This is a genomic window from Pseudochrobactrum albidum (assembly GCF_051851455.1).
Classification (GTDB): domain Bacteria; phylum Pseudomonadota; class Alphaproteobacteria; order Rhizobiales; family Rhizobiaceae; genus Pseudochrobactrum.
This window is the reverse complement of sequence record NZ_JBPVTR010000022.1, coordinates 306,101-326,109: the sequence shown is the minus strand read 5'-3', so window position 1 is coordinate 326,109 and position 20,009 is coordinate 306,101. Positions and strand designations below refer to the sequence as shown.

The 20,009-nt window shown below is 50.7% G+C and carries 19 protein-coding genes; 6 read left to right on the top strand and 13 right to left on the bottom strand.

The window, feature by feature from the left end:
* Positions 1-56 precede the first annotated feature (56 nt).
* The 9 genes from bamA to ACSTTO_RS08705 form a co-directional block, all read right to left on the bottom strand.
* A complete protein-coding gene (bamA, locus tag ACSTTO_RS08745) occupies positions 57-2,399 on the bottom strand; it encodes an outer membrane protein assembly factor BamA (RefSeq protein WP_439272767.1) in 2,343 nt (780 codons plus the stop codon).
* A 432-nt stretch (positions 2,400-2,831) separates the two neighbouring features.
* Positions 2,832-3,971 carry an RIP metalloprotease RseP gene (gene rseP, locus ACSTTO_RS08740; protein WP_439272766.1) on the bottom strand — a complete coding sequence of 380 codons (1,140 nt, stop codon included), beginning with the start codon at positions 3,969-3,971 and terminating at the stop codon, positions 2,832-2,834.
* Between the two features lie 33 nt (positions 3,972-4,004).
* On the bottom strand, positions 4,005-4,817 hold the full coding sequence (locus ACSTTO_RS08735) for a phosphatidate cytidylyltransferase (protein WP_439272765.1): 813 nt from the start codon (positions 4,815-4,817) through the stop codon (positions 4,005-4,007).
* Between the two features lie 68 nt (positions 4,818-4,885).
* Positions 4,886-5,656 (bottom strand): isoprenyl transferase, encoded by a 771-nt coding sequence (locus ACSTTO_RS08730; protein ID WP_439272764.1) that lies wholly within the window; start codon positions 5,654-5,656, stop codon positions 4,886-4,888.
* Positions 5,657-5,864: 208 nt separating this feature from the next.
* The gene (gene frr, locus ACSTTO_RS08725) at positions 5,865-6,425 is read right to left on the bottom strand and encodes a ribosome recycling factor (RefSeq protein ID WP_439272763.1); all 561 of its coding nucleotides are present in this window, start codon (positions 6,423-6,425) and stop codon (positions 5,865-5,867) included.
* 281 nt (positions 6,426-6,706) lie between these two features.
* Positions 6,707-7,429, bottom strand: a complete 723-nt coding sequence (pyrH, locus tag ACSTTO_RS08720) for a UMP kinase (protein WP_439272762.1) — start codon at positions 7,427-7,429, stop codon at positions 6,707-6,709.
* A gap of 426 nt (positions 7,430-7,855) precedes the next feature.
* Positions 7,856-8,779, bottom strand: coding sequence for a translation elongation factor Ts (gene tsf / locus ACSTTO_RS08715; protein WP_439272761.1), 924 nt, complete (start codon positions 8,777-8,779; stop codon positions 7,856-7,858).
* 356 nt (positions 8,780-9,135) lie between these two features.
* Complete coding sequence (gene rpsB / locus ACSTTO_RS08710; RefSeq protein ID WP_439272760.1) at positions 9,136-9,903, bottom strand: 30S ribosomal protein S2; 768 nt, start codon at positions 9,901-9,903, stop codon at positions 9,136-9,138.
* A gap of 194 nt (positions 9,904-10,097) precedes the next feature.
* Complete coding sequence (locus tag ACSTTO_RS08705) at positions 10,098-10,958, bottom strand: cell envelope integrity EipB family protein (protein WP_439272759.1); 861 nt, start codon at positions 10,956-10,958, stop codon at positions 10,098-10,100.
* Between the two features lie 320 nt (positions 10,959-11,278).
* On the opposite strand from ACSTTO_RS08705, the gene ACSTTO_RS08700 reads away from it, so the two are divergent.
* The 4 genes from ACSTTO_RS08700 to ACSTTO_RS08685 all read left to right on the top strand — a co-directional run bounded on the left by ACSTTO_RS08700 (position 11,279) and on the right by ACSTTO_RS08685 (position 14,294).
* Positions 11,279-11,746, top strand: coding sequence for a RidA family protein (locus tag ACSTTO_RS08700; RefSeq protein WP_439272758.1), 468 nt, complete (start codon positions 11,279-11,281; stop codon positions 11,744-11,746).
* Between the two features lie 2 nt (positions 11,747-11,748).
* On the top strand, positions 11,749-12,489 hold the full coding sequence (locus tag ACSTTO_RS08695) for a glycerophosphodiester phosphodiesterase (RefSeq protein WP_439272757.1): 741 nt from the start codon (positions 11,749-11,751) through the stop codon (positions 12,487-12,489).
* Positions 12,490-12,685: 196 nt separating this feature from the next.
* Entirely contained in the window at positions 12,686-13,870 is a 1,185-nt protein-coding gene (locus ACSTTO_RS08690) for a GNAT family N-acetyltransferase (protein ID WP_439272862.1), read from the top strand.
* The gene (locus ACSTTO_RS08685) at positions 13,860-14,294 is read left to right on the top strand and encodes an HIT family protein (RefSeq protein WP_439272756.1); all 435 of its coding nucleotides are present in this window, start codon (positions 13,860-13,862) and stop codon (positions 14,292-14,294) included. Before ACSTTO_RS08690 ends, ACSTTO_RS08685 begins: the two co-directional genes overlap by 11 nt.
* 45 nt (positions 14,295-14,339) lie before the next feature.
* On the opposite strand, the gene ACSTTO_RS08680 is transcribed toward ACSTTO_RS08685, so the two are convergent.
* Positions 14,340-14,687, bottom strand: coding sequence for an AzlD domain-containing protein (locus tag ACSTTO_RS08680; RefSeq protein ID WP_439272755.1), 348 nt, complete (start codon positions 14,685-14,687; stop codon positions 14,340-14,342).
* Complete coding sequence (locus ACSTTO_RS08675; protein WP_439272754.1) at positions 14,684-15,454, bottom strand: AzlC family ABC transporter permease; 771 nt, start codon at positions 15,452-15,454, stop codon at positions 14,684-14,686. The genes ACSTTO_RS08680 and ACSTTO_RS08675 overlap by 4 nt, the downstream gene beginning before the upstream one ends.
* A gap of 454 nt (positions 15,455-15,908) precedes the next feature.
* On the opposite strand from ACSTTO_RS08675, the gene scpC reads away from it, so the two are divergent.
* On the top strand, positions 15,909-17,402 hold the full coding sequence (gene scpC / locus ACSTTO_RS08670; RefSeq protein WP_439272753.1) for a succinyl-CoA:acetate CoA-transferase ScpC: 1,494 nt from the start codon (positions 15,909-15,911) through the stop codon (positions 17,400-17,402).
* 140 nt (positions 17,403-17,542) lie between these two features.
* Here the strand turns inward: scpC and ACSTTO_RS08665 are convergent, their stop codons facing one another.
* Positions 17,543-18,070: a DUF2059 domain-containing protein gene (locus ACSTTO_RS08665; RefSeq protein WP_439272752.1), complete on the bottom strand. Its 528-nt coding sequence runs from the start codon at positions 18,068-18,070 to the stop codon at positions 17,543-17,545.
* Positions 18,071-18,253: 183 nt separating this feature from the next.
* Positions 18,254-18,964, bottom strand: a complete 711-nt coding sequence (gene rpiA, locus ACSTTO_RS08660; RefSeq protein WP_439272751.1) for a ribose-5-phosphate isomerase RpiA — start codon at positions 18,962-18,964, stop codon at positions 18,254-18,256.
* 313 nt (positions 18,965-19,277) lie between these two features.
* On the opposite strand from rpiA, the gene ACSTTO_RS08655 reads away from it, so the two are divergent.
* Entirely contained in the window at positions 19,278-19,997 is a 720-nt protein-coding gene (locus tag ACSTTO_RS08655; protein ID WP_439272750.1) for an HAD family hydrolase, read from the top strand.
* The last annotated feature ends 12 nt before the right edge of the window (positions 19,998-20,009 follow it).

Genomic DNA, 20,009 nt, shown 5'->3' with positions numbered 1-20,009 from the left:
CTGCCCTGAGGCGGAAGGCACAGATTGTGAAGCCGCCTCAGGAAAAAGCAAAGTTATCAGAACTTGCTCGACATACCAAAGTTAAAGTTCTGAACCTTATCAGAATCTTCTTTCTTAAGTGGCACTGCATAATCAAAGCGCAGCGGGCCAAACGGAGAAGCCCACATCAGGCTCACACCGGCAGAAGCGCGCCATGCACTGCCCGTTCCGTGAGCATCGTCATATTTGGTGCCATAGAGCGTTGCCGCATCGGCAAACAAGGCACCGCGAATACCAAGGCTCTCTGGAATAACCGGCATCGGGAACTGCACTTCAGCACTGGCGTTGAAATAAGTTGTACCGCCGATCCAGTACATGTCACCGTTATTTGCCTTCTGCCAAGGACCGATACCATTATATTTAAAGCCGCGGATCATATCCGTGTTACCTTTAAACATATCGAAGATACGGGTGCCGTCATCAGAGAAGGAATGGATATAACCACCGCCGGCGCGCAGCAGACCTACAACATCAGCTTCCTGCAACAAGGTTTTGTAATAGCTGGCTGTTGCGGTTGTTTTCATAAATTTCGCATCGCCGCCAAGACCGGCAAATTCCTGACCAAAACGCACAAAAAGACCATCATGCGGATTGTTCACATTGTCGATATTGTTATAGGTCAGCGCATAGGAAATCGAGGAACGCAGCCACGGGCTAAATTCCGCAGCCTCAATCAAAGCCGGAGCATAGATATTCATATCACTGCTCTTCAGCTTATATTTTTCCTGCACCAGATTATAACCAATGCTGGCACCGAAATTATCGGTAATTGGCAGGCCAAAGCGAATTGTGCCGCCGGTCTGCTCTACGTCATACTGATCCTTGACGCGGTAGGATTTGCGGAAAACATCAAAGCCCGCAGAAATACGCTGACCAAGGAAATATGGCTCGGTAAAGGAGAAGCCATAGTTACGTGCGCTATCCTGACCGGCACCTGCGCTCAGACGAATGAACTGGCCGCGACCAAGGAAGTTGCGCTCTGCAACCGAGCCCTCAACTGAAGCACCCGGCGTTTCACCGCCTGATGTATAGCCGGCACCAATCGAGAATTCCCCTGTCGGCTTTTCAACCACATCCACAATCAGCACAACCTGATCCGGCTCAGAGCCCTGTGCGGTGGAAATATTGACTGTCTGGAAGAAATCCAGCGCCTCCAGACGGCGTTTTGCACGGGTGATCATCACCTGATTGAAGGCATCCCCCTCACTCAGATCAAATTCACGGCGGATTACATAATCACGGGTTTTATCATTGCCGCGGATTTCAATACGCTGCACATAAGCGCGCGGACCTTCCTCCACATTATAGACAACCGAGATTGTATGATTCTCAAAATTACGATCGCCGCGCGGCTCCACCTTGGCAAAAGCATAACCACTGCCAGCCACGCGCTCGGTTACAGCTTCAACCGACTGCTCAACATCCCGCGCACTGTAAACCTTGCCCGGACGCGTCTTCAGCATGCCGTCAAGAGCCTGCGTATCCACACCCGGAATAGAGCTCTCAACCTGCACATCACCAAAAGTATAGCGCTGTCCCTCATCCACCGTGAAGGTGATTGTGTAGGCATTGGTTGCCGGATCAAGCGTTGCATTAGAAGAAACAACGCGGAAATCCGCATAACCGCGATTATAGTAGAAACGGCGCAGCGCCTCTTCATCAGCCTGCAGACGATCTTCACTATAAATATCGCCACGGGTCAGCCATGACAGCGGATTGGTGCGTTTGGTTGAAATAACATCGCGCAGACGACGACCGCCAAAGGCTTCATTGCCGACAAAATCAATATTGGCGATTTTTGTGCGGCCGCCCTCTGTGATTTCATAAACCACATTAACGCGCCCCTGACCAAGATCAATGGTACGGGCATTTACAACCGCATCATTGCGGCCGACATGGCGATAGGCCTCAACAATAGCCTGACGATCTGATTCCATCTGCGCCGGATCAAACGGGCTGCGCGACTTCAGCTCAACAGCGCGGGCAAGATCAGCATCCTTGATCTTTTTATTCCCCTGAAACAGCACATTATTAACAACCGAAAATTCAGTTACATTAACAATGAGCGCCCCGCCCGCCTGACGAATACGGACATCAGAGAACAACCCCATATTGAAGAGGCTCTTAACAGCCGCATCAATATCAGCATTGGTGAAGGATTTGCCGGGCTTGATATTGATTGCACCGCGAATTGTCGCCGCATCCACCCGCTTATTGCCGCGAACATCAATACGATTAACGACTGCTGCCTGTGCAACACTGACAGTGGCAAAAGAGATCGCTGCCGTACCGGAAGCAAGCATTGCCACCGACATAGCGACCGCAGAAGCAGCACCAAAGAACTTTGAATTTGCCGTCATAGGTCTATTTAACCTTCGTTTCGTTGTCCCGGCCCGTAATCCGAGAAAATAGTGCATAATGCTTTTTGTAATAACCGGTTTTCATATACAAGCAAGCGCCGCGATTAAAATCTGTTTACTTCATCTGCCAACGTGGCACAGCTGCCACGCAAATCCAACACTATGGTAAACAAATTCTTGCGCTTTCCGTATAATCCCCCGATATGTTTACACAGTTTGTTAATCTTTTAATTCAACAGCATAGGCTGTGTCCAGCGCAAAGCTTTGCATTTTTGCATCTTTGCCATTGGTTTTACATCTTTGCCCTCAGTAAAACCGGCGCACAATCCTGCAAACAGCTGCAGATTCTCTTAATCTCCCGCATTCATGCCCTATGCAAACATGAATAGCTCTATGCTTCAACCATCAACCGGCTTTTGGTGCAAATTTGCCTCAGCAGGCAAACAGATCGTTGTAGAAAACGAATCCCATAAAGCCCAGCACCACAAAAAAACCGACCCGGAAGAACATTTCCTGCATTGCAACCGGAACCGGACGCCCCAACACAGCCTCACCGGCATAGATCACCAGATGCCCGCCATCAAGAGGGGGCAGCGGAAATAAATTAAACAAGCCGATACCAACAGACAGCATTGCAATCAATTGAACCAGCCATTCAAAGCCGTGTTGTGCGGCCTGCCCTGCCATATTAGCAATTTTTACCGGCCCGCCTAACTGACACTTATCCTCACGCCCCATTACCATTCTTTTTAAAAATGTACCGGTGCGGCTGATAATATGACCGGTCTCAACCACTGCCGCCCCCACCGATTCGAGCGGCGTATATTCAACACGGCGATAATTACCGCTGTCTCTGGTTATGGTTACACCGATGAGGCCAATCCTGATTTTATTGCCGAGCGCATCGGTCTGCTCCTTCACTTCCGGCACGGCATGGAGCTGTATCCTGCGTCCGTCACGCTCAATCAAAAATGACAATTCATCGCCGCTGCGGCCATTTACAATGCGCTGAACATCGGAAAATGTATCAACCTTTGTGCCTTCCACTTCAAGAAAGCGGTCGCCAGGCTTAAAACCGGCCGCAGCTGCGGGGCTGTCCGGCATCACTTCCGCGATGGTCGGATCAGCGACCACACGCCCGTAACTGGCAAAGAAAAAGCTTAAAATCGCGATTGTCAGCAGAAAATTAAACGCAGGGCCTGCAAAAATCGTGGCAGCGCGTTTCCATAAGGCCTGCGTATGGAATGCCACCTTGCTATCGGCTTCACTTAAAGATGATATGGCTTTACCATCAGGCGCGCTTGCAGCGTTGATATCGCCGACAAATTTAACATAACCACCAAGCGGAATCGCACAGATTTTCCAGCGCGTGCCATTGCGTGCCGTATAGCCAAACAGCTCCGGCCCGAAGCCAACAGAAAAGGCCTGCACACCAATGCCACACAAACGCCCGACCAGAAAATGCCCCATCTCATGGACAAAAACCACTACGGCCAGAACCAGAATAAACGGAAGCAATGTACCAACCAGCAGGCTTTCACTGCCGAATAAATATCCCAGGGGATCGCTCAAAATCCGTCTCCCGTCATTCAATAATCAAAAATCTTACAGCGGCCGCAAGATCGCGCCGACAAACATGGTTGCAGGTGAATCAGCACCGGTAACCAGAGCGCCGATAATATAAAGCATCACAGCGGCAATAATCAGCCCGTCCACACGATCCATCACACCGCCATGCCCCGGCAGCAATTTTCCGGAATCCTTGGCGCCAAAACGCCGCTTTACCCATGATTCTCCAAGATCACCCACCTGCGAGGCCACAGAGAGCATGGCAGCCAGAATGATCATAGGTATTTTGATGCGGTCAAAGCTGAGATAACTCACCATAGCTCCGGCAATCATGGCTGCTACAACACCGCCAATGGCGCCCGACCAGGTTTTATTAGGCGAAAAGCGCGGCGCAAGCTTGGGCCCGCCCAATGCGCGCCCCGTAAAATAGGCTGCAATATCCGTTGCCCAGACAAGGGCAAAAAGATAAATAATTGCTATCAGGCCTGTGGTTGTATCACCGCGCAACATAGCCAGACACACCATTGGCACGCCGGCATAAAGCAGCCCGCCTGCAGCCCAATTGGCACGCTGAACCAGAAAAACACTGCCGGCAGCAATAAGTGCCAGCACCTGAATGGCCGGCATTTTCATAAACAGCAGAGCCGCCGCCACAATCAGCACCGCCCAGCCGGTAATCAGGCCGGAGCGCGTTTGTTTTGAGGCGCTCAATGTTGTCCATTCATAAAAAATCGCAAAACCGATTGCCACCGCCAAAATGCGGAAACTCACACCGCCGAGCCAGATCAGCAAAATCGTAACCGGTGCCAGCACAGCCGCCGTTATGATACGCAATTGTAAATTGGACACAAATACCCTCGCCCCTGAAATATCATGTCATCTGCCAGTATCCGGCAGCCTGAAATTTTCTATATCCTCTATCCCGCGCTATGACGCAATGGCACAATATCGGCCTCTGCTTTATCAGAAAATTCCGGTATATTCTCTTCCGGTAGGCCGCCGAAACGGCGCACACGCTTGCGATATTCCTCAATTGCGGAAAAAAACTGCACCGGTTTAAAATCCGGCCAATAGTCCGACACAAAATAAAATTCAGAATAAGCCGCCTGCCATAACAGAAAATTAGAAAGCCGCATTTCTCCGCTGGTGCGGATAATCAGATCAGGATCAGGAATATCTGCCGTATCAAGCTGTGCGCCAATCCGCTCCGGCGTTATCGCCTCCGGCAGCAATGTTCCTGATGCCACCTGTTGCGCCAGCGCCTGCATGGCGCGCGTCAACTCATCCCGCGCGCCATAATTAAAGGCTATCACCAATGTCAGGCTGGTATTGGCGGCGGTTAACGCCTCCGCCTCATATAGCAATGCCCGTATATCCGCTGCCAGATCAGCACGCGCACCGATAATGCGCACCCGCACATTGCTTTTATGCAATTTGTGCAGATCGCGACGGATGAACAATTTCAAAAGCCCCAGAAGCTCGCTGACTTCAGACTGCGGCCGCGACCAGTTTTCAGAAGAAAATGCAAACAGCGTCAAAAAATCCAGCCCGCTGTCACCGGCAGCACGCACAATATCACGCAGCGTCTCCACGCCCGCTTTATGACCTGCAACACGGGGCAAGCCACGCGCTTCAGCCCAACGTCCATTGCCATCCATGATAATGGCGATGTGGCGCGGATCGGACATTCAGGACACTTCCTCTTCTTGGCAGCTGGGCAACAAAAACGCCGGATGGTTTATTAAAACCGGAAATGTCGCACCACAAACACTATTTTAAAAGCAATCGGTCACATTTTAAGGCAACAGGTTACGATTTTCAGACAAAAGAACACGATTTGCACATTCTTTACAGGATGTGCAAACCGCATTTTTTGCAAATAAAGCAAATGCAGAATTATACCTGCATGATTTCAGCTTCTTTCACAGCCAGAAGCTTATCAACCTCTGCAATTGTCTCATCGGTCATTTTCTGCACCTTGTCAGACAAGACACGGCTGTCATCCTGACTGATTGTGCCATCTTTTTCCAACTTTTTCAGCTGATCCATTCCATCACGGCGCACGTGGCGCGCCGCAACTTTGGCGCCTTCCGCATATTGGCTTGCAACCTTGACCAGCTCCTTGCGGCGCTGTTCATTCAGCTCCGGCAATGGCACGCGCAAAGTCTGGCCGTCTGTAATCGGGTTAAGGCCAAGGCCGCTATCACGAATAGCACGCTCAACCGCACCAACCATGCTTTTATCCCAAACTGAAACCGAAAGCATACGCGCCTCAGGAACAGTAATCTGCGCAACCTGATTGATCGGCATAACCGAACCATAGGCCTCAATTGTCAGAGGCTCCAGAAGACTTGCCGAAGCGCGGCCGGTGCGCAGGCCACCAAGATCATGCTTGAAGGACTGAATAGCACCTTCCATACGGCGTTTCAGATCATTTATATCCAGAGCGTCGCTCATATCATTTCTCCTTGGGCACGCACGCCTTACGTCTCATAGCATCCGGATGCATTATCACTGCCGAAACAGCAAGCAATCATCTCAACCGCTCCGGATTATCGTTTTGCACAGCCTCCGCCGCCCGCAAAATACCGGCAAACGGAGATATGTTTATGGTGCGGATTACAGGTCATATCCGCATAATTCATCTTTTGTTTAAAACAGCTTGAGGCAAATGATAAGCAAAAAACGCAGCACCCGCAGCATTGAATTGACTTATCCCGCCATCAAGCCATTCATCTTCAGGCATCGCTTACCACAGTGGAACGGCCCTTGCCCTGCAAAATCTGCGCAAAACCGCCTGCTTCATGGATCGAATAAACCACAATCGGAATGTGATTTTCGCGCGCCAGAGCCACAGCCGTCACATCCATCACCGCCAGCCCCTTATCGAGCACTTCCTTATGGGTCAGACGATCAAAACGGGTTGCCGACGGGTCTTTTTTAGGATCCGCACTGTAAATACCATCAACCTGCGTTCCTTTAAACAAGGCATCGGCGCCAATTTCCGCAGCGCGCAGTGCGGCGGCAGAATCGGTTGTAAAAAACGGATTACCGGTACCGCCGGCAAAAATCACAACCTTGCCCTGATCCATATAGGCCGTTGCCTGACGTTGCGAGAAACTTTCGCACAGTTCCGGCATGGCAATCGCCGACAGCACCACAGAATCAACGCCCTGCTTAACCAGAGATGTGCGCAGTGCCAGCGAGTTAATCACCGTTGCGAGCATTCCCATATGATCACCGGTCACGCGGTCCCCGCCTTTGGAAGCCACGGCAAGCCCGCGAAAAATATTGCCGCCGCCGATAACCACGCCCACCTCAACGCCAAGCGCCCGCGCCTGAGCAATATCGGCCGCGATACGATCAGCAACGGATACATCAATACCAAAGCCCTGCTCGCCCATCAGCGCCTCACCTGACGCCTTGAGAAGAACCCGTTTATATAAAGTCTTACCAGCCATGGGATCCCTTTTTATTTTCGGCCCGATCTGCCCCACCGGCAAGCGGACATGTTCCTCAAACAGTTTTGCGTTTTTACTGCATCATTGCGCAGGCATTTCAGGCAGCAGCGCGGATATTTCAAGAGCATTTCAATGTTTTAAAAAAAACATGAAACAGGCTGTTGATTTTCCGCCGCAAGCAGCCGTTGTCAGGCATAATTGCATGACCGGCGCAAATGACAAGAAAAAGCATGAATATGCACCGCATACATCAAGGACGCGCCATTGTCACGCCGCGGCCTGCATAACTGACAGGTTTTGTGGCAAAGACAATAAAAATGCCGGCCTGACAGAGCCAGACCGGCATTTTTGAATGCAAAACATTCGTTTTAAACAAGCTTTACAAATTGCACTCCCCGCAAATGCAGAAAGGCATATTACAAAAAATCAGCCTTTGTTAACGGCTGCAACTTCAGCCGCAAAGTCTGTTTCTTCTTTTTCAATGCCATCGCCCAGTGCAAAACGCACGAAACCGGTGATCTTGGCTGGTGCGCCGATTTCCTTTTCAGCTTCCTTCAGGGCAGCCTCAACGCTCAGATCAGGATTAATAACAAAAGCCTGCGACAGCAGCACAACTTCTTCAAAGAATTTGCGCATGCGGCCGTCAACCATTTTGGCAATAATTTCTTCCGGCTTGCCGGACTGGCGAGCCTGATCAGCAAAAATTGCCTTTTCACGTTCAACCGCAGCAGGGTCAACATCAGCAGAGGTCAGAGCAAGCGGATTGGTTGCGGCAACATGCATGGCAATCTGACGGCCGATAGCGCCTGCAGCTTCCACATCGCCAGTGGTTTCAATGGCAACCAGAACACCAAGCTTGCCAAGGCCATCGGCAACACCATTATGGATATAAGAAGCAACAACACCGTTTTCCACGCTCAGGGCAGCGGAACGGCGGAAAGCCATATTTTCACCAATCGTGCCAACAGCATCCTTGATGGTTTCGGTTACTGTTTTGTCGGAACCCGGATAAATAGCATTTGCAACCGCATCGGTTGAACCATCAGTACCCAGTGCAACCTTGGTTACATTCGCAACGATTTCCTGGAAAGCCGCATTACGGGCAACAAAGTCTGTTTCAGAGTTAACCTCAATAACAACAGCTTTTTTGCCTTCAGACGCAACACTGACCAGTCCTTCTGCGGCAGTGCGGCCAGCCTTTTTATCGGCTTTGGCAATACCTTTTTTGCGCAGCCAGTCCATGGCAGCTTCCATATCGCCATTATTTTCGTTCAGGGCAGCCTTGCAGTCCATCATGCCTGCGCCGCTGAGTTCACGAAGTTCTTTAACCATTGCTGCGGTAATGCTCATTGTCGCCTCTTTGAGATAAGCAGCAGACATCCGGCAAAGCGGCCTGCCCGCCACGGGTCATTGTGCAGACAGCTGATCTGTCCTTTTTCAACCAATGACCGATTAATCATTACATCCCGCGCCGCATATACTGCATTGCGCCGGCCTCTACAAACGGGATAGCAGGAGTCGTAAAAGACTCTCATTATTCAAGACACGGATTCCGGTATTTATGGGAATCAAAAACGGTTTTCCCGCTCCGGTTTACCGGTTAAAAGCTTCAGTTTTTTGAAGGCCTGTCATCACCGGCAAATCATGTCTTTATAAGAAAAAATCTTCCGGACCCGGTTTAAGATCCGGAAGATATCAAAAACAGCTTAAGCGTTTTCTTCAGCTTCAATCGCCGGCTCTGCAGGCGCTTCAACAGCCGCACCAATATCAATGCCCAATGCGCCCTGCTGGCGCATAATGCCATCCAGCGCAGCCTTGGCAACCAGATCGCAATAAAGCGAGATGGCGCGTGCGGCATCATCATTGCCCGGGATCGGATAATCAATCTGATCAGGGTTACAATTGCTGTCGATAATAGCAACAACCGGAATACCAAGACGCTTGGCTTCCTGAATGGCGATTGCTTCCTTATTGGTATCGATGATGAACATCAGATCTGGAACGCCGCCCATATCCTTGATACCACCAAGAGCGCGATCGAGCTTTTCACGTTCACGTTCCAGTGTCAGGCGTTCCTTCTTGGAATAACCCTGCGCTTCACCCGACAGTAATTCATCAAGCTTGCGCAGACGCTGAATCGAGTTGGAAATGGTTTTCCAGTTGGTCATCATACCGCCGAGCCAGCGGGAATTAACATAATACTGAGCCGAACGGCCGGCTGCATCCGCAATAATTTCCGAAGCCTGACGCTTGGTGCCGACAAACAGCACGCGGCCGCCACGGGCAACCGTGTCAGAAACAACTTTCAGCGCATTATGCAGCAAAGGAACGGTCTGAGCCAGATCAAGAATGTGGATATTGTTGCGCGCACCATAGATAAAAGGTGCCATTTTCGGGTTCCAGCGATGTGTCTGGTGACCGAAGTGAACACCAGCTTCCAGAAGCTGGCGCATGCTGAATTCAGGCAATGCCATGTCAATTTTCCTTTTCCGGTTGAACCTCCACGGGCTGAGGCACATTGTGCCACCGGAGGTGTTGTGCGGATTTCTCCCGCACATAACCCAAATCCCGTGTGTGGAATGATGCGGCGATTAACGCATATCGCCGCAAAATGCAAGCTCAATCTGGCCTTGTGGCCGGCTTCTGCCATTTACAACAAGGAAAAGGTTTATTTGCAGGGCGCATTATCAGGCGATGGTTTGAACATTTCCAGATTAACCAGAGTGCCTTTCATGGCAAAATCACCATAGTCCATTTTCAGGTCACGGGTAACGCCATTGCGGTATAATTTGAAATTAATCCGGTAGACCGGCAGCCCTTCAACATTTTCCTCATCATCAAAATAAGCAACCGTAACCGGCCAGCTCTCCTGTTTGGCCACCTCGCCCATAATTTTGGTTTCATCATCTGCCGGAAAAGTCTGCCCCTTGCCAATTACAGCTGTTGTCGCCATAATTTTATCAGCATCATCAGAACCGTCAAAAAGTGTGGTTTGATAGAAGGTTTCCCCTGCATCAATTTTTCTGAGCATTTCCTCCATGTGATGGGTCGGAAATTGCGAAAGCGCCAATTTAAGATTTTTCTTTTCCGGCTTTGTCAGCACAACATCTGTCTGCTTGTCTGTCAGCACTGCATTGCCGCGCACCTCTTTGACCAGTTCCTTATCCACAAAGGTTTTGTTGACAAAACGAAAACGGCTGCCGTCACCCGCCTCAAAAGTGGTTGCCTGCTGGTCGGTAATGCGCTGCTCCTGATCTTCCATATCGATGCGCGTTACAAAGCGAAAATTCGTGGTATAGCCCTCACAGGCAGAACCATTAAACTCATAAACCATGCGCCCTGTGACACCATTAATACCGGATTTCTCATCCGCGCGCTCCAGGGTCAGGTCATAAACAGCACGATGCGGCAGCAATGTGCTGCCTGCTCTGGCCACAGTGACCGACAACGCCACACTCACAGCCGAAACGCCAAACACCGCAACAGACATAAAACCGGACCTGAACGACAGAGCCTGCAAAAAACGCATAGAGATTCTCCGATAAATTTATCGCCATGTTAAAATAACTCATGGCGGAAGCGAGGCAAAAATCACAGCTTTTGCTATGCTCCACTGATTCTATTCGTTTCGGTTTATTTTTTATGTCTGGCGTGTCCGAAAACGCACAGCCTATCCATGCATAAAACAGCAGCACCGGCTATATTATAATCGTGTTATATCCGGCGCTGTCAGATAGAATGAACCGGAACAGAATAAAGAATTCCTGCGGTTTTATCACCGCACATTTATGACCCTGCCGTTCATATGCCCGTAAAAAGGCGGTGACGGCAAAAACCGGAAAGAGCGCCATGACCTCAACAATTGAAACCCGCCTTAAAGACCTCGGCATCACCATTCCAGATTCAGCTGCACCGGCTGCAGCCTATCTGCCATTTATGCGCAGCGGCAATCTGCTCTACACATCCGGCCAATTGCCACTTAAAGACGGCAAGCTCGTTTCCACCGGTCTTGTTGGCCGCGATCTAACTATTGAACAGGCACAGGAAGCTGCAAAATATTGCGCCATCAATGTGCTGGCACAGGCAAAGGCAGCACTTGACGGCGACCTTTCCCGCATCAAGCGTATTGTAAAAATTACTGTTTTTGTTGCTTCCGTTGTTGATTTTACCGATCAGCACGTGGTTGCCAATGGCGGATCACAGCTGTTTATTGATGTGCTGGGTGAAGCCGGAAAACATGCCCGTTCCGCTGTGGGCATGGCCGGTCTGCCGCTCAATGCGCCGGTTGAAATTGAAGCCGTTATCGAGGTCGCCTGATCATGAGTGCAGTGCAGCAAGCTGATCTGCAATGGCTGACCCGCAGACCCGTCGCCCATCGCGGACTGCATGATATGAACAAACAGGTCTGGGAAAATACGCTCCCGGCTTTCAGCGCAGCAATTGCGGGCAATTATGCCATTGAATGCGATGTGCATCTGACCAAAGACGGCGGAGTTATCGTTTTTCATGATGATGTGCTGGATCGTCTGGCTGGCCGTGAAGGCCGCATTTGCGATCTCACACTGGCAGAAGCACAGCAATTGACAATCGGCACCACGCAGGATCACGCGCCGTCGCTGCGGCAAATGCTTGATCTGGTTGCCGGCCGCGTGCCGTTGGTGATTGAGCTCAAAGGCGTGCAGGGGCAGGATGAAGGCCTTGTTGCTGCTGTTGCAAAAGAGCTGGAAAATTATCAGGGTCAAGCGGCAATCATGTCCTTTGATCACCATCTCATCCGCCGGTTCCGCAGCGATGCACCGGGCATTCCGGCAGGCTTGACAGCGGAAGGCATTCACGCAGCGGATATGGAAAAGCACTTTGCCATGCTCGCTTATGATGTGGATTTTGTTTCCTACAATTTCCACCATTTGCCAAATCCGTTCATCACCTTTTTCCGCGATATATTAAAGCGCCCGGTCATCACATGGACAGTGCGCAATCAGGAAGAAAAGGCGGTGAGTGACCTGCATGCCGGGCAAATCACCTTTGAAGGCTTTATTCCCGACAGTGCATTTGCCTGATCAATGCAGTTTCTGCCGGTGTATCAAGACCGGCAGAAACATTTCCCGTAATTTGAGCCATCCGGTATAAACCGCTATCAATATGTGCTCATAATCCCTGAGAACAGACAGGTTAACCTTCAGGCGGAAATGGTTATTTGCCATGCAAGAGGAAGCACAGGAAAAAGCCGGCATCATTTTGCGCAATATCAGCTCAATGCAGGATTTTAGCCGTGAGGAATGGGCTCAGTTTTCTGCCACACGCAAATTTATCCCCGCATCTTCTGCGCCCCAAATCAACAAGGCCTATAATCCGTTTTTATCCTATGCCTATCTCTCCGCGCTTGAGGATTCAGGCTGTGTTGGCGGCGATACAGGCTGGGAGCCCTGCCATATGCGCCTTGAAACCGCGCAAGGTAACTTGCTGGCCGCCGCTCCGGCCTATCTGAAAACCCACAGTCAAGGCGAATATGTTTTTGATCACGGCTGGGCTGAAGCCTATGAGCGCGCCGGCGGCCAATATTACCCCAAACTGCAATTTGGCATTCCGTTTACACCGGCAACCGGCGCACGCCTGCTCACCAACGGGCATAACCCGCAATTGCAGCAAATGCTTGCCACTGCGATTACCCAATTTACCGATCAGAACCACCTTTCATCCGCACATGTAACATTTGCGGAAATGGCTGATATTCAGGCATTGACAGCACATGGTTTTCTGCATCGCAAGGATTTGCAATTTCACTTTATAAACAACGGATTCCAGAATTATGATGACTTTTTGGAAGAACTTGTTTCCCGCAAACGTAAAGTCCTGAAGCGTGAGCGGCGCGAGGCGCTGGCCAATGATATCAGCATTGACTGGCTGACAGGCAGCGATCTTACTGAAAATATCTGGGATCAGTTCTTTGCCTTTTATATGGATACCGGCAACCGCAAATGGGGGCGGCCATATCTTAACCGGAAATTTTATTCGCTGATCGGCGAGCGTATGGCGGATGATATTGTGCTGATCATGGCCAGACGCAACGGGCGCTATATTGCCGGTGCCATTAACTTTATTGGCGGCGACAGGCTATTTGGCCGCCACTGGGGTTGTATTGAAGATCATCCGTTTTTGCATTTTGAGGTTTGCTATCATCAGGCAATTGATTATGCCATAGCGCATAAATTATCTGTGGTGGAGGCCGGTGCTCAGGGCGAGCACAAACTAGCCCGCGGCTATGAGCCGGTTACCACCCATTCAGCGCATTATATCAGCCATCCGGCCTTTCGTGATGCGGTGGCGCAATATTTGCGCCGCGAAACAAGGGAGGTTGAAATGGCCCGCCATTATTATGCGGAACACAATCCGTTCCGCAAAATTCATCAACCGGATCAGGGAGCAAGACATGCCAGATAATCAGCAAGCCGCTTATGCAGCCGATAATATTTTTGCAAAAATTTTGCGCGGTGAGATTCCAAGCCATAAAATTTATGAAGATGATGATGTCTATGCTTTTATGGATGTGATGCCGCAGGGCACAGGCCACAGCCTTGTGATCCCCAAACAGGGGTCACGCAATCTTCTGGATGCGGACAGCGCCGTTTTAGCCAAACTGATTGCCGCCACACAGAAAATTGCCGTTGCAGTGAAAAAGGCCTTTAACGCAGATGGTGTAACCATTATGCAATTTAATGAACCGGCAGCGGGGCAGACAGTTTTCCACCTGCATTTTCACGTTATTCCGCGTTTTGAAGGCGTTGCGCTTACCGGCCATACCGGCAAAATGGAAGATCCGGCTGTTCTTGCGGATAATTGTCAAAAAATTATCGCAAGTCTTTAATTTATAAGGTTTATATCTTTTCTTATATTGCGCTTTTAAAGCCTGCTATAACAACAGAAGCCCGGCCATTAACAGGGCTTCTGCCACAAGCACTCCCACAAGCATCCGCTGCCCTGTCAGCAAAAAAGCCGCAAAGCCGGCTGCCGCAGAGCCTGCACGCAGCCACATCGGGGAATTGGCAAGTTCCCCCGTCGGATAAAGCACAAGCTGGGCAATCACGCCAGCCACCAGTGCTGTTGCCACGCAACGCACCAGCACCAGAGCCTGCGATTCCTCGCTCATGCGACCGCCAATCAGCACACCGAGAAAACGCCATATATCCGTTGCCAGCGCACCGGCAATAAGGATGAATAAATATGGCCACCACCATGTATCATAACTGGTAAAATTCATGATTGCGCCTCCTTGCGGCGCAGATGCTGCACATAAAGATGAAAGCTGAATGCAAATGCGCCGCCGGTAAGGCCGGTGAGCAATAAATCATAACCTGGTGCGAATGCATGCATTACCGGAAAAATCAGCAGGCCGCCGAGCAAGGCCGCCTTGCCCGCCTGCTCCCGTGATGAGCGCCACAGGGAGGTGAGAAAATACATGGGCGTCAGCATAAACAATGCCGCAAATAAAAACGGCGGAAAGCCAGCCGATAACAGATAGATCAGCGCCACCACAACACTATTGATTAGAACCAGTATTGTGCCGATGCCTGCAAAATAGCTGGTGCGCAAATCACGCGGAATATGGCGCAACTGCTCCATAGCCATAACCCATGCGGTTACAGCCACAAAATGCGACAGCAGCAGCAAGGTGATTTTGCGTGAGCGTGTGCCTTTAAGCTCCGGCAGCAGAGCCACCACCATTGGCATCAGCCGCACAGAAGACAAAGCCACCGCCAGCGCCGCTGCGGCAATGGAACTGCCGGCAGAAATAGCGCCGATCAGCACCACTTTGGCCGGCAGAGCCCAGATGGTCAGCGTCATAAACACCGCCTGCCCTATGGTGATGCCGCTCTCAATCGCCACACCGGCAAAGCCGATAAAAGAACTGATCAGCAATAATGCCGGTATGCTGAAAATATTACGCGCTCCGCGGCCAAACCAGCGCAACCGCAAGGCAAAAGATGTCTGGATATCGCGGCCAGCATTATGCCCAGAATTATGCAAAGAAGTTTGTAAAGAGTGATCTGCCGGCTGAACGTCCGGTGATGTTGCTTGCGTTAACGGGGACGGATGATCGGGCATAAGGCACTGTCTGTCATTCAGGCTGCATGTTTCATTTTATTGGCAGTATTGTTAAACCCGTCAAACTCACTTGGCAACGCAGTGAAAAGCATTCATTCCCAACCGGCATGAACTGCATCAGCCAATCCTGCTATATCTGTTCAAATCAAGACAAACAGATGTAAAATAGCGACAAAATGCCTTTTCTTCGATAATAACCGTCTTCTCTTTCAGCAATACTGGCCAAAGCCTGCGATAAGGGATAAGCATTTCAGCGCAGTTTACGTACAGGTTAGTTTTGAACATCTATCAATACGCCGTGATTGCGTATTAACAGCGTTCTTATACGTGCGGTCTTTGAACCTCCCGTCAAAGATCCTTCGAATACAGGTTTACCATGCTAGAAGATCGTATCCGCAATTCCTCCCTGCTTGAAAAAGTTGTCACGCCGGCAAAGGCCGCAGCCCTGATCAAAGACGGAATGACCATCGGCATGAGCGGTTTTACCCGTGCAGGTGATGCCAAGGCGGTGCCTGTTGCCATGGCCGAACAGGCCGGCAAAAACCCGTTCAAAATCACTTTGATCACCGGTGCATCGCTTGGTCATGATGTTGATAAGATTCTCACTGAAGCCGGCGTGCTTGCCCGCCGCATGCCGTTTCAGGTTGACCGCACATTGCGCGCTGCCATTAATCGCGGTGAAGTGATGTTTATCGACCAGCATCTTTCTGAAACCGTTGAGCAATTGCGCTCCAATCAGATCGGGCCGGTTGATTATGCGATTGTGGAGGCCATTGCCATTAATGAAGATGGCGGTGTTATTCCGACAACCTCAATCGGCAATTCAGCAAGCTTTGCCATTCTGGCCGAGAAAGTGATTGTGGAAATCAATCTCAGCCATCCCTTGACGCTTGAGGGCTTGCATGATGTCTATATTCCGACCAAGCGCCCTTCCCGCGATCCTATACCGGTTGTCTCCTGTGAAAGCCGCATCGGCACACCTTATATTCCCATTCCGCCGGAAAAAATTGCCGCTATCGTTATTACCGAGCAATCAGACAGCGCCTCGCTGATTGAGCCGGCAGACAGCGAGACCGCAGCTATTGCCGGTCATCTTATCCGTTTTTTGGAAAGTGAGGTTCAAAAAGGCCGTCTTGACCTGTCGCTCAACCCGTTGCAGGCCGGAATTGGTACCATTGCCAATGCGGTTCTGACCGGCCTTACGGACAGCCCTTTTCACGACCTGCGCATGTATAGCGAAGTGCTGCAGGACAGTACATTTGACCTGATGGATGCAGGCAAGCTGAGCTTTGCCTCCGCCTCTTCCATCACTCTGAGTCAGGCTTGTGCTGAACGCGTTTTCGGAAATTTTGAACGCTATAAGGACAGGCTGATCCTGCGCCCGCAAGAAATCAGCAATCATCCGGAGGTTATCCGCCGTCTTGGCATTATCGGCATCAATACCGCGCTGGAATTTGATATTTACGGCAATGTCAATTCCACCCATGTGGCCGGCACACATATGATGAATGGCATAGGCGGTTCAGGCGATTTTGCCCGCAATGCCTTTCTCTCGGTTTTTGTAACCAAATCCGTTGCCAAAGGCGGCACAATTTCCTCGGTTGTGCCTATGGTGCCCCATGTTGACCATACGGAACATGATGTGGATATTCTGGTAACAGAGCACGGTCTTGCCGATCTGCGCGGCCTTGCTCCGCGCGAGCGTGCGGTTGTGGTGATTGAGAACTGCGCGCATCCTGATTATCGTCCGCAATTGCGTGATTATTTTGCCCGTGCCTGTGCGCGTGGCGGGCAAACACCGCATATTCTGGAAGAAGCCATGTCCTGGTATGCACTGCGTGAAGCAACCGGCACAATGTTAAAAAGTTGACGGGTTAAAAAATTGACGGGCTAAAAGACCGGCGGGCTTACACCCTATATTCAACACATAAAAGGCCGGCGCAGGATGATGCTGCGCCGGCCTTTTCATACTATAATATTCAAGCCTTTATACAGGCTTTAAGAAAATATTCATTCTGCGGCAGCCGGTGCTGCACTGCCTGCAGCCTTGGCGAGCACTTCACTCACCTGCACAGCCAGATCACGGGCAACGCCATTTTGCCACACTTCAGCAGCTTTCAGCACTTCACGGGTAACGATCGGGCCTTCGGCAATCAATTTCTTGCCTGCTTCCGATGTGTAAAAAGTGCTGATCGCCTTCAGCTCATCTTCCGTGAAGGAATTAGCATAAACGCGGGCAGCCTCAGCTTCCAGATCCGCGCGGCGTGATGCCAAAGCCAGTGCCTTATCATCAACGGTCTTGGTGATAATGGCTTCAAGGTTCGGGTCTTTCTGGATCAGTTCTGCCTTCAGCGCCTGTGCGGCGCGCGGCAGAATACCATCAAACTGCTCCGTAGCGCCAATTGCTGAAATCGCAGCGCGCGCAGCAGCCAGATGCGACTGTGAAACCTCCTGCGCCTGTGCGAAACTGACACCTGCCAGCATTGTAAGCGCCAGTGCCGGCGCAAAAAGACGGCGATACCCAATTGCCTTGGTCATATGGTTCATACTCCGTTTTCTATTCAAGCAGCACCGGCTCAGCGGTGCAAAATCAGGTTCTGCCAGTTGCCAGACAGAAATATTATTACCAAAACCTGCGCTTTTTCCGGAACAGGCTCAATATCCTTATCCGCCACGCTGACAAATATGAGACAGCGGGCATCTCAATTTCACGCTGGTGCTTTATCTCCACGCCGGTGTTAAGGTGCGTATGCCGGATTTTCCGGCAATGATTGCGGCACGGGCAAGCCCGATAAACAAACCATGTTCCACAACCCCCGGAATAGCAAACAACGCATCGGATAATGCTTCTGTATCCGGAATGCGGCCAAAAGATGCATCCAGAATATAATGCCCGCCATCCGTCACAAAAACTTCATCGCCCTGCTTGCGCAAGGCCAGCGGTGCCTCAAGCCCCAGATCAGCAACAGCCTTTTCAATAGCCAGTTTTGTCGCTGCAAGGCCAAAGCGATTCACTTCCACCGGCAGCGGAAAACGGCCAAGTGTTTCCACAATTTTTGATTCGTCAGCAATCACAATCATAGCATCGGATGCGGCAGCGACAATTTTCTCACGCAATAAAGCGCCGCCGCCGCCCTTGATCAGCGATAATTTGCTGTCCACTTCATCCGCGCCGTCAATGGTGAGATCAAGATGCGGGGTTTCTTCCAGAGTTGTGAGCGGCACGCCCAGCTCATGGCACAATGCCGCAGTGCGCTCCGAGGTTGGCACGCCGATAATATCAAAGCCCTCAGCCACTTTTACAGCCAGTAACCGCACAAATTCCTCAGCTGTGGAGCCGGTGCCGATACCAAGCTTCATACCGCTTTTCACATGGGTCAAAGCCTCTGCGGCAGCGGCAATTTTCAACTGACGCGGATCAACTGAACTCATAATCTGCTTCCCGTATCTAAGCGCAAAACATCAACAAAAGCTAAGAAGCTTTTTCCGTCCATATAAATACACGGACAAAGCCCTGTCTTCCGGTATCGACGCGCATCTTTTCCAAAAATCGCTTCACATTTTCAGAATGTACAGTGATTTCTGCCTTGCATGTAGCACGAGCGCCACGCACGGCAAATATAATATTGCATATGGTTCACCTATTTATGACAAAATACTATCTATAAATGCAATTTCAGATAAGTTTGACAACGAGTTGCATATTATGCAGCAGCAATTATTGAATATGACATGAGGGGCAGATATGTCTCATTCTTCCGCGCCGGCAACCACAGCAAAGCCGATTATTGTATTTGACCTCGACGGCACGCTGGTTGATACCGCACCCGACTTGCTGGATAGCCTCAATCATTGCCTTATTGCCTGCGGCCTGCAAGCGGCAGATCCTGTATCCTTGCGCAAATTTGTCGGCTCGGGCGCAAAAGTCATGATTGAACGCGCCTGTCAGGCACAGAATAAAGTACTGAACGGGGAAGAATTACAGGAATTATTTGCCCTCTTCATGGAGCATTATAACGGCAATATGCCCGGGCACTCGGCCTATTTTCCCGGTGTTGCGGCCTGCCTCAACCGGTTGCATGCCGCAGGTTATATTCTCGCCGTCTGCACCAATAAATTTGAAGTCAGCGCCAAAAAACTTCTCGAAAGCATGGGGGAAGCCCGCCGTTTTGCCGCCATTTGCGGGCAGGATACATTCCCCTATCGCAAGCCCGATCCGCGCCATATCACCAGCACCATTGCGCTGGCGCAAGGCAACCCGCATCAGGCTCTTATGGTGGGAGACAGCCGCGCAGATATTGATGCGGCCAAAGCCGCCGGTATTCCGGTAATTGCGGTGGATTTCGGCTATACGGATCTTCATGTCTCGCATTATGAACCAAGCCGCATCATCTCGCATTATGATGAGCTGACACAGGATATGATAGACGATCTTATGGCGCAGGCCAGACAAGCAGCAGAATAATAACAACGGCTT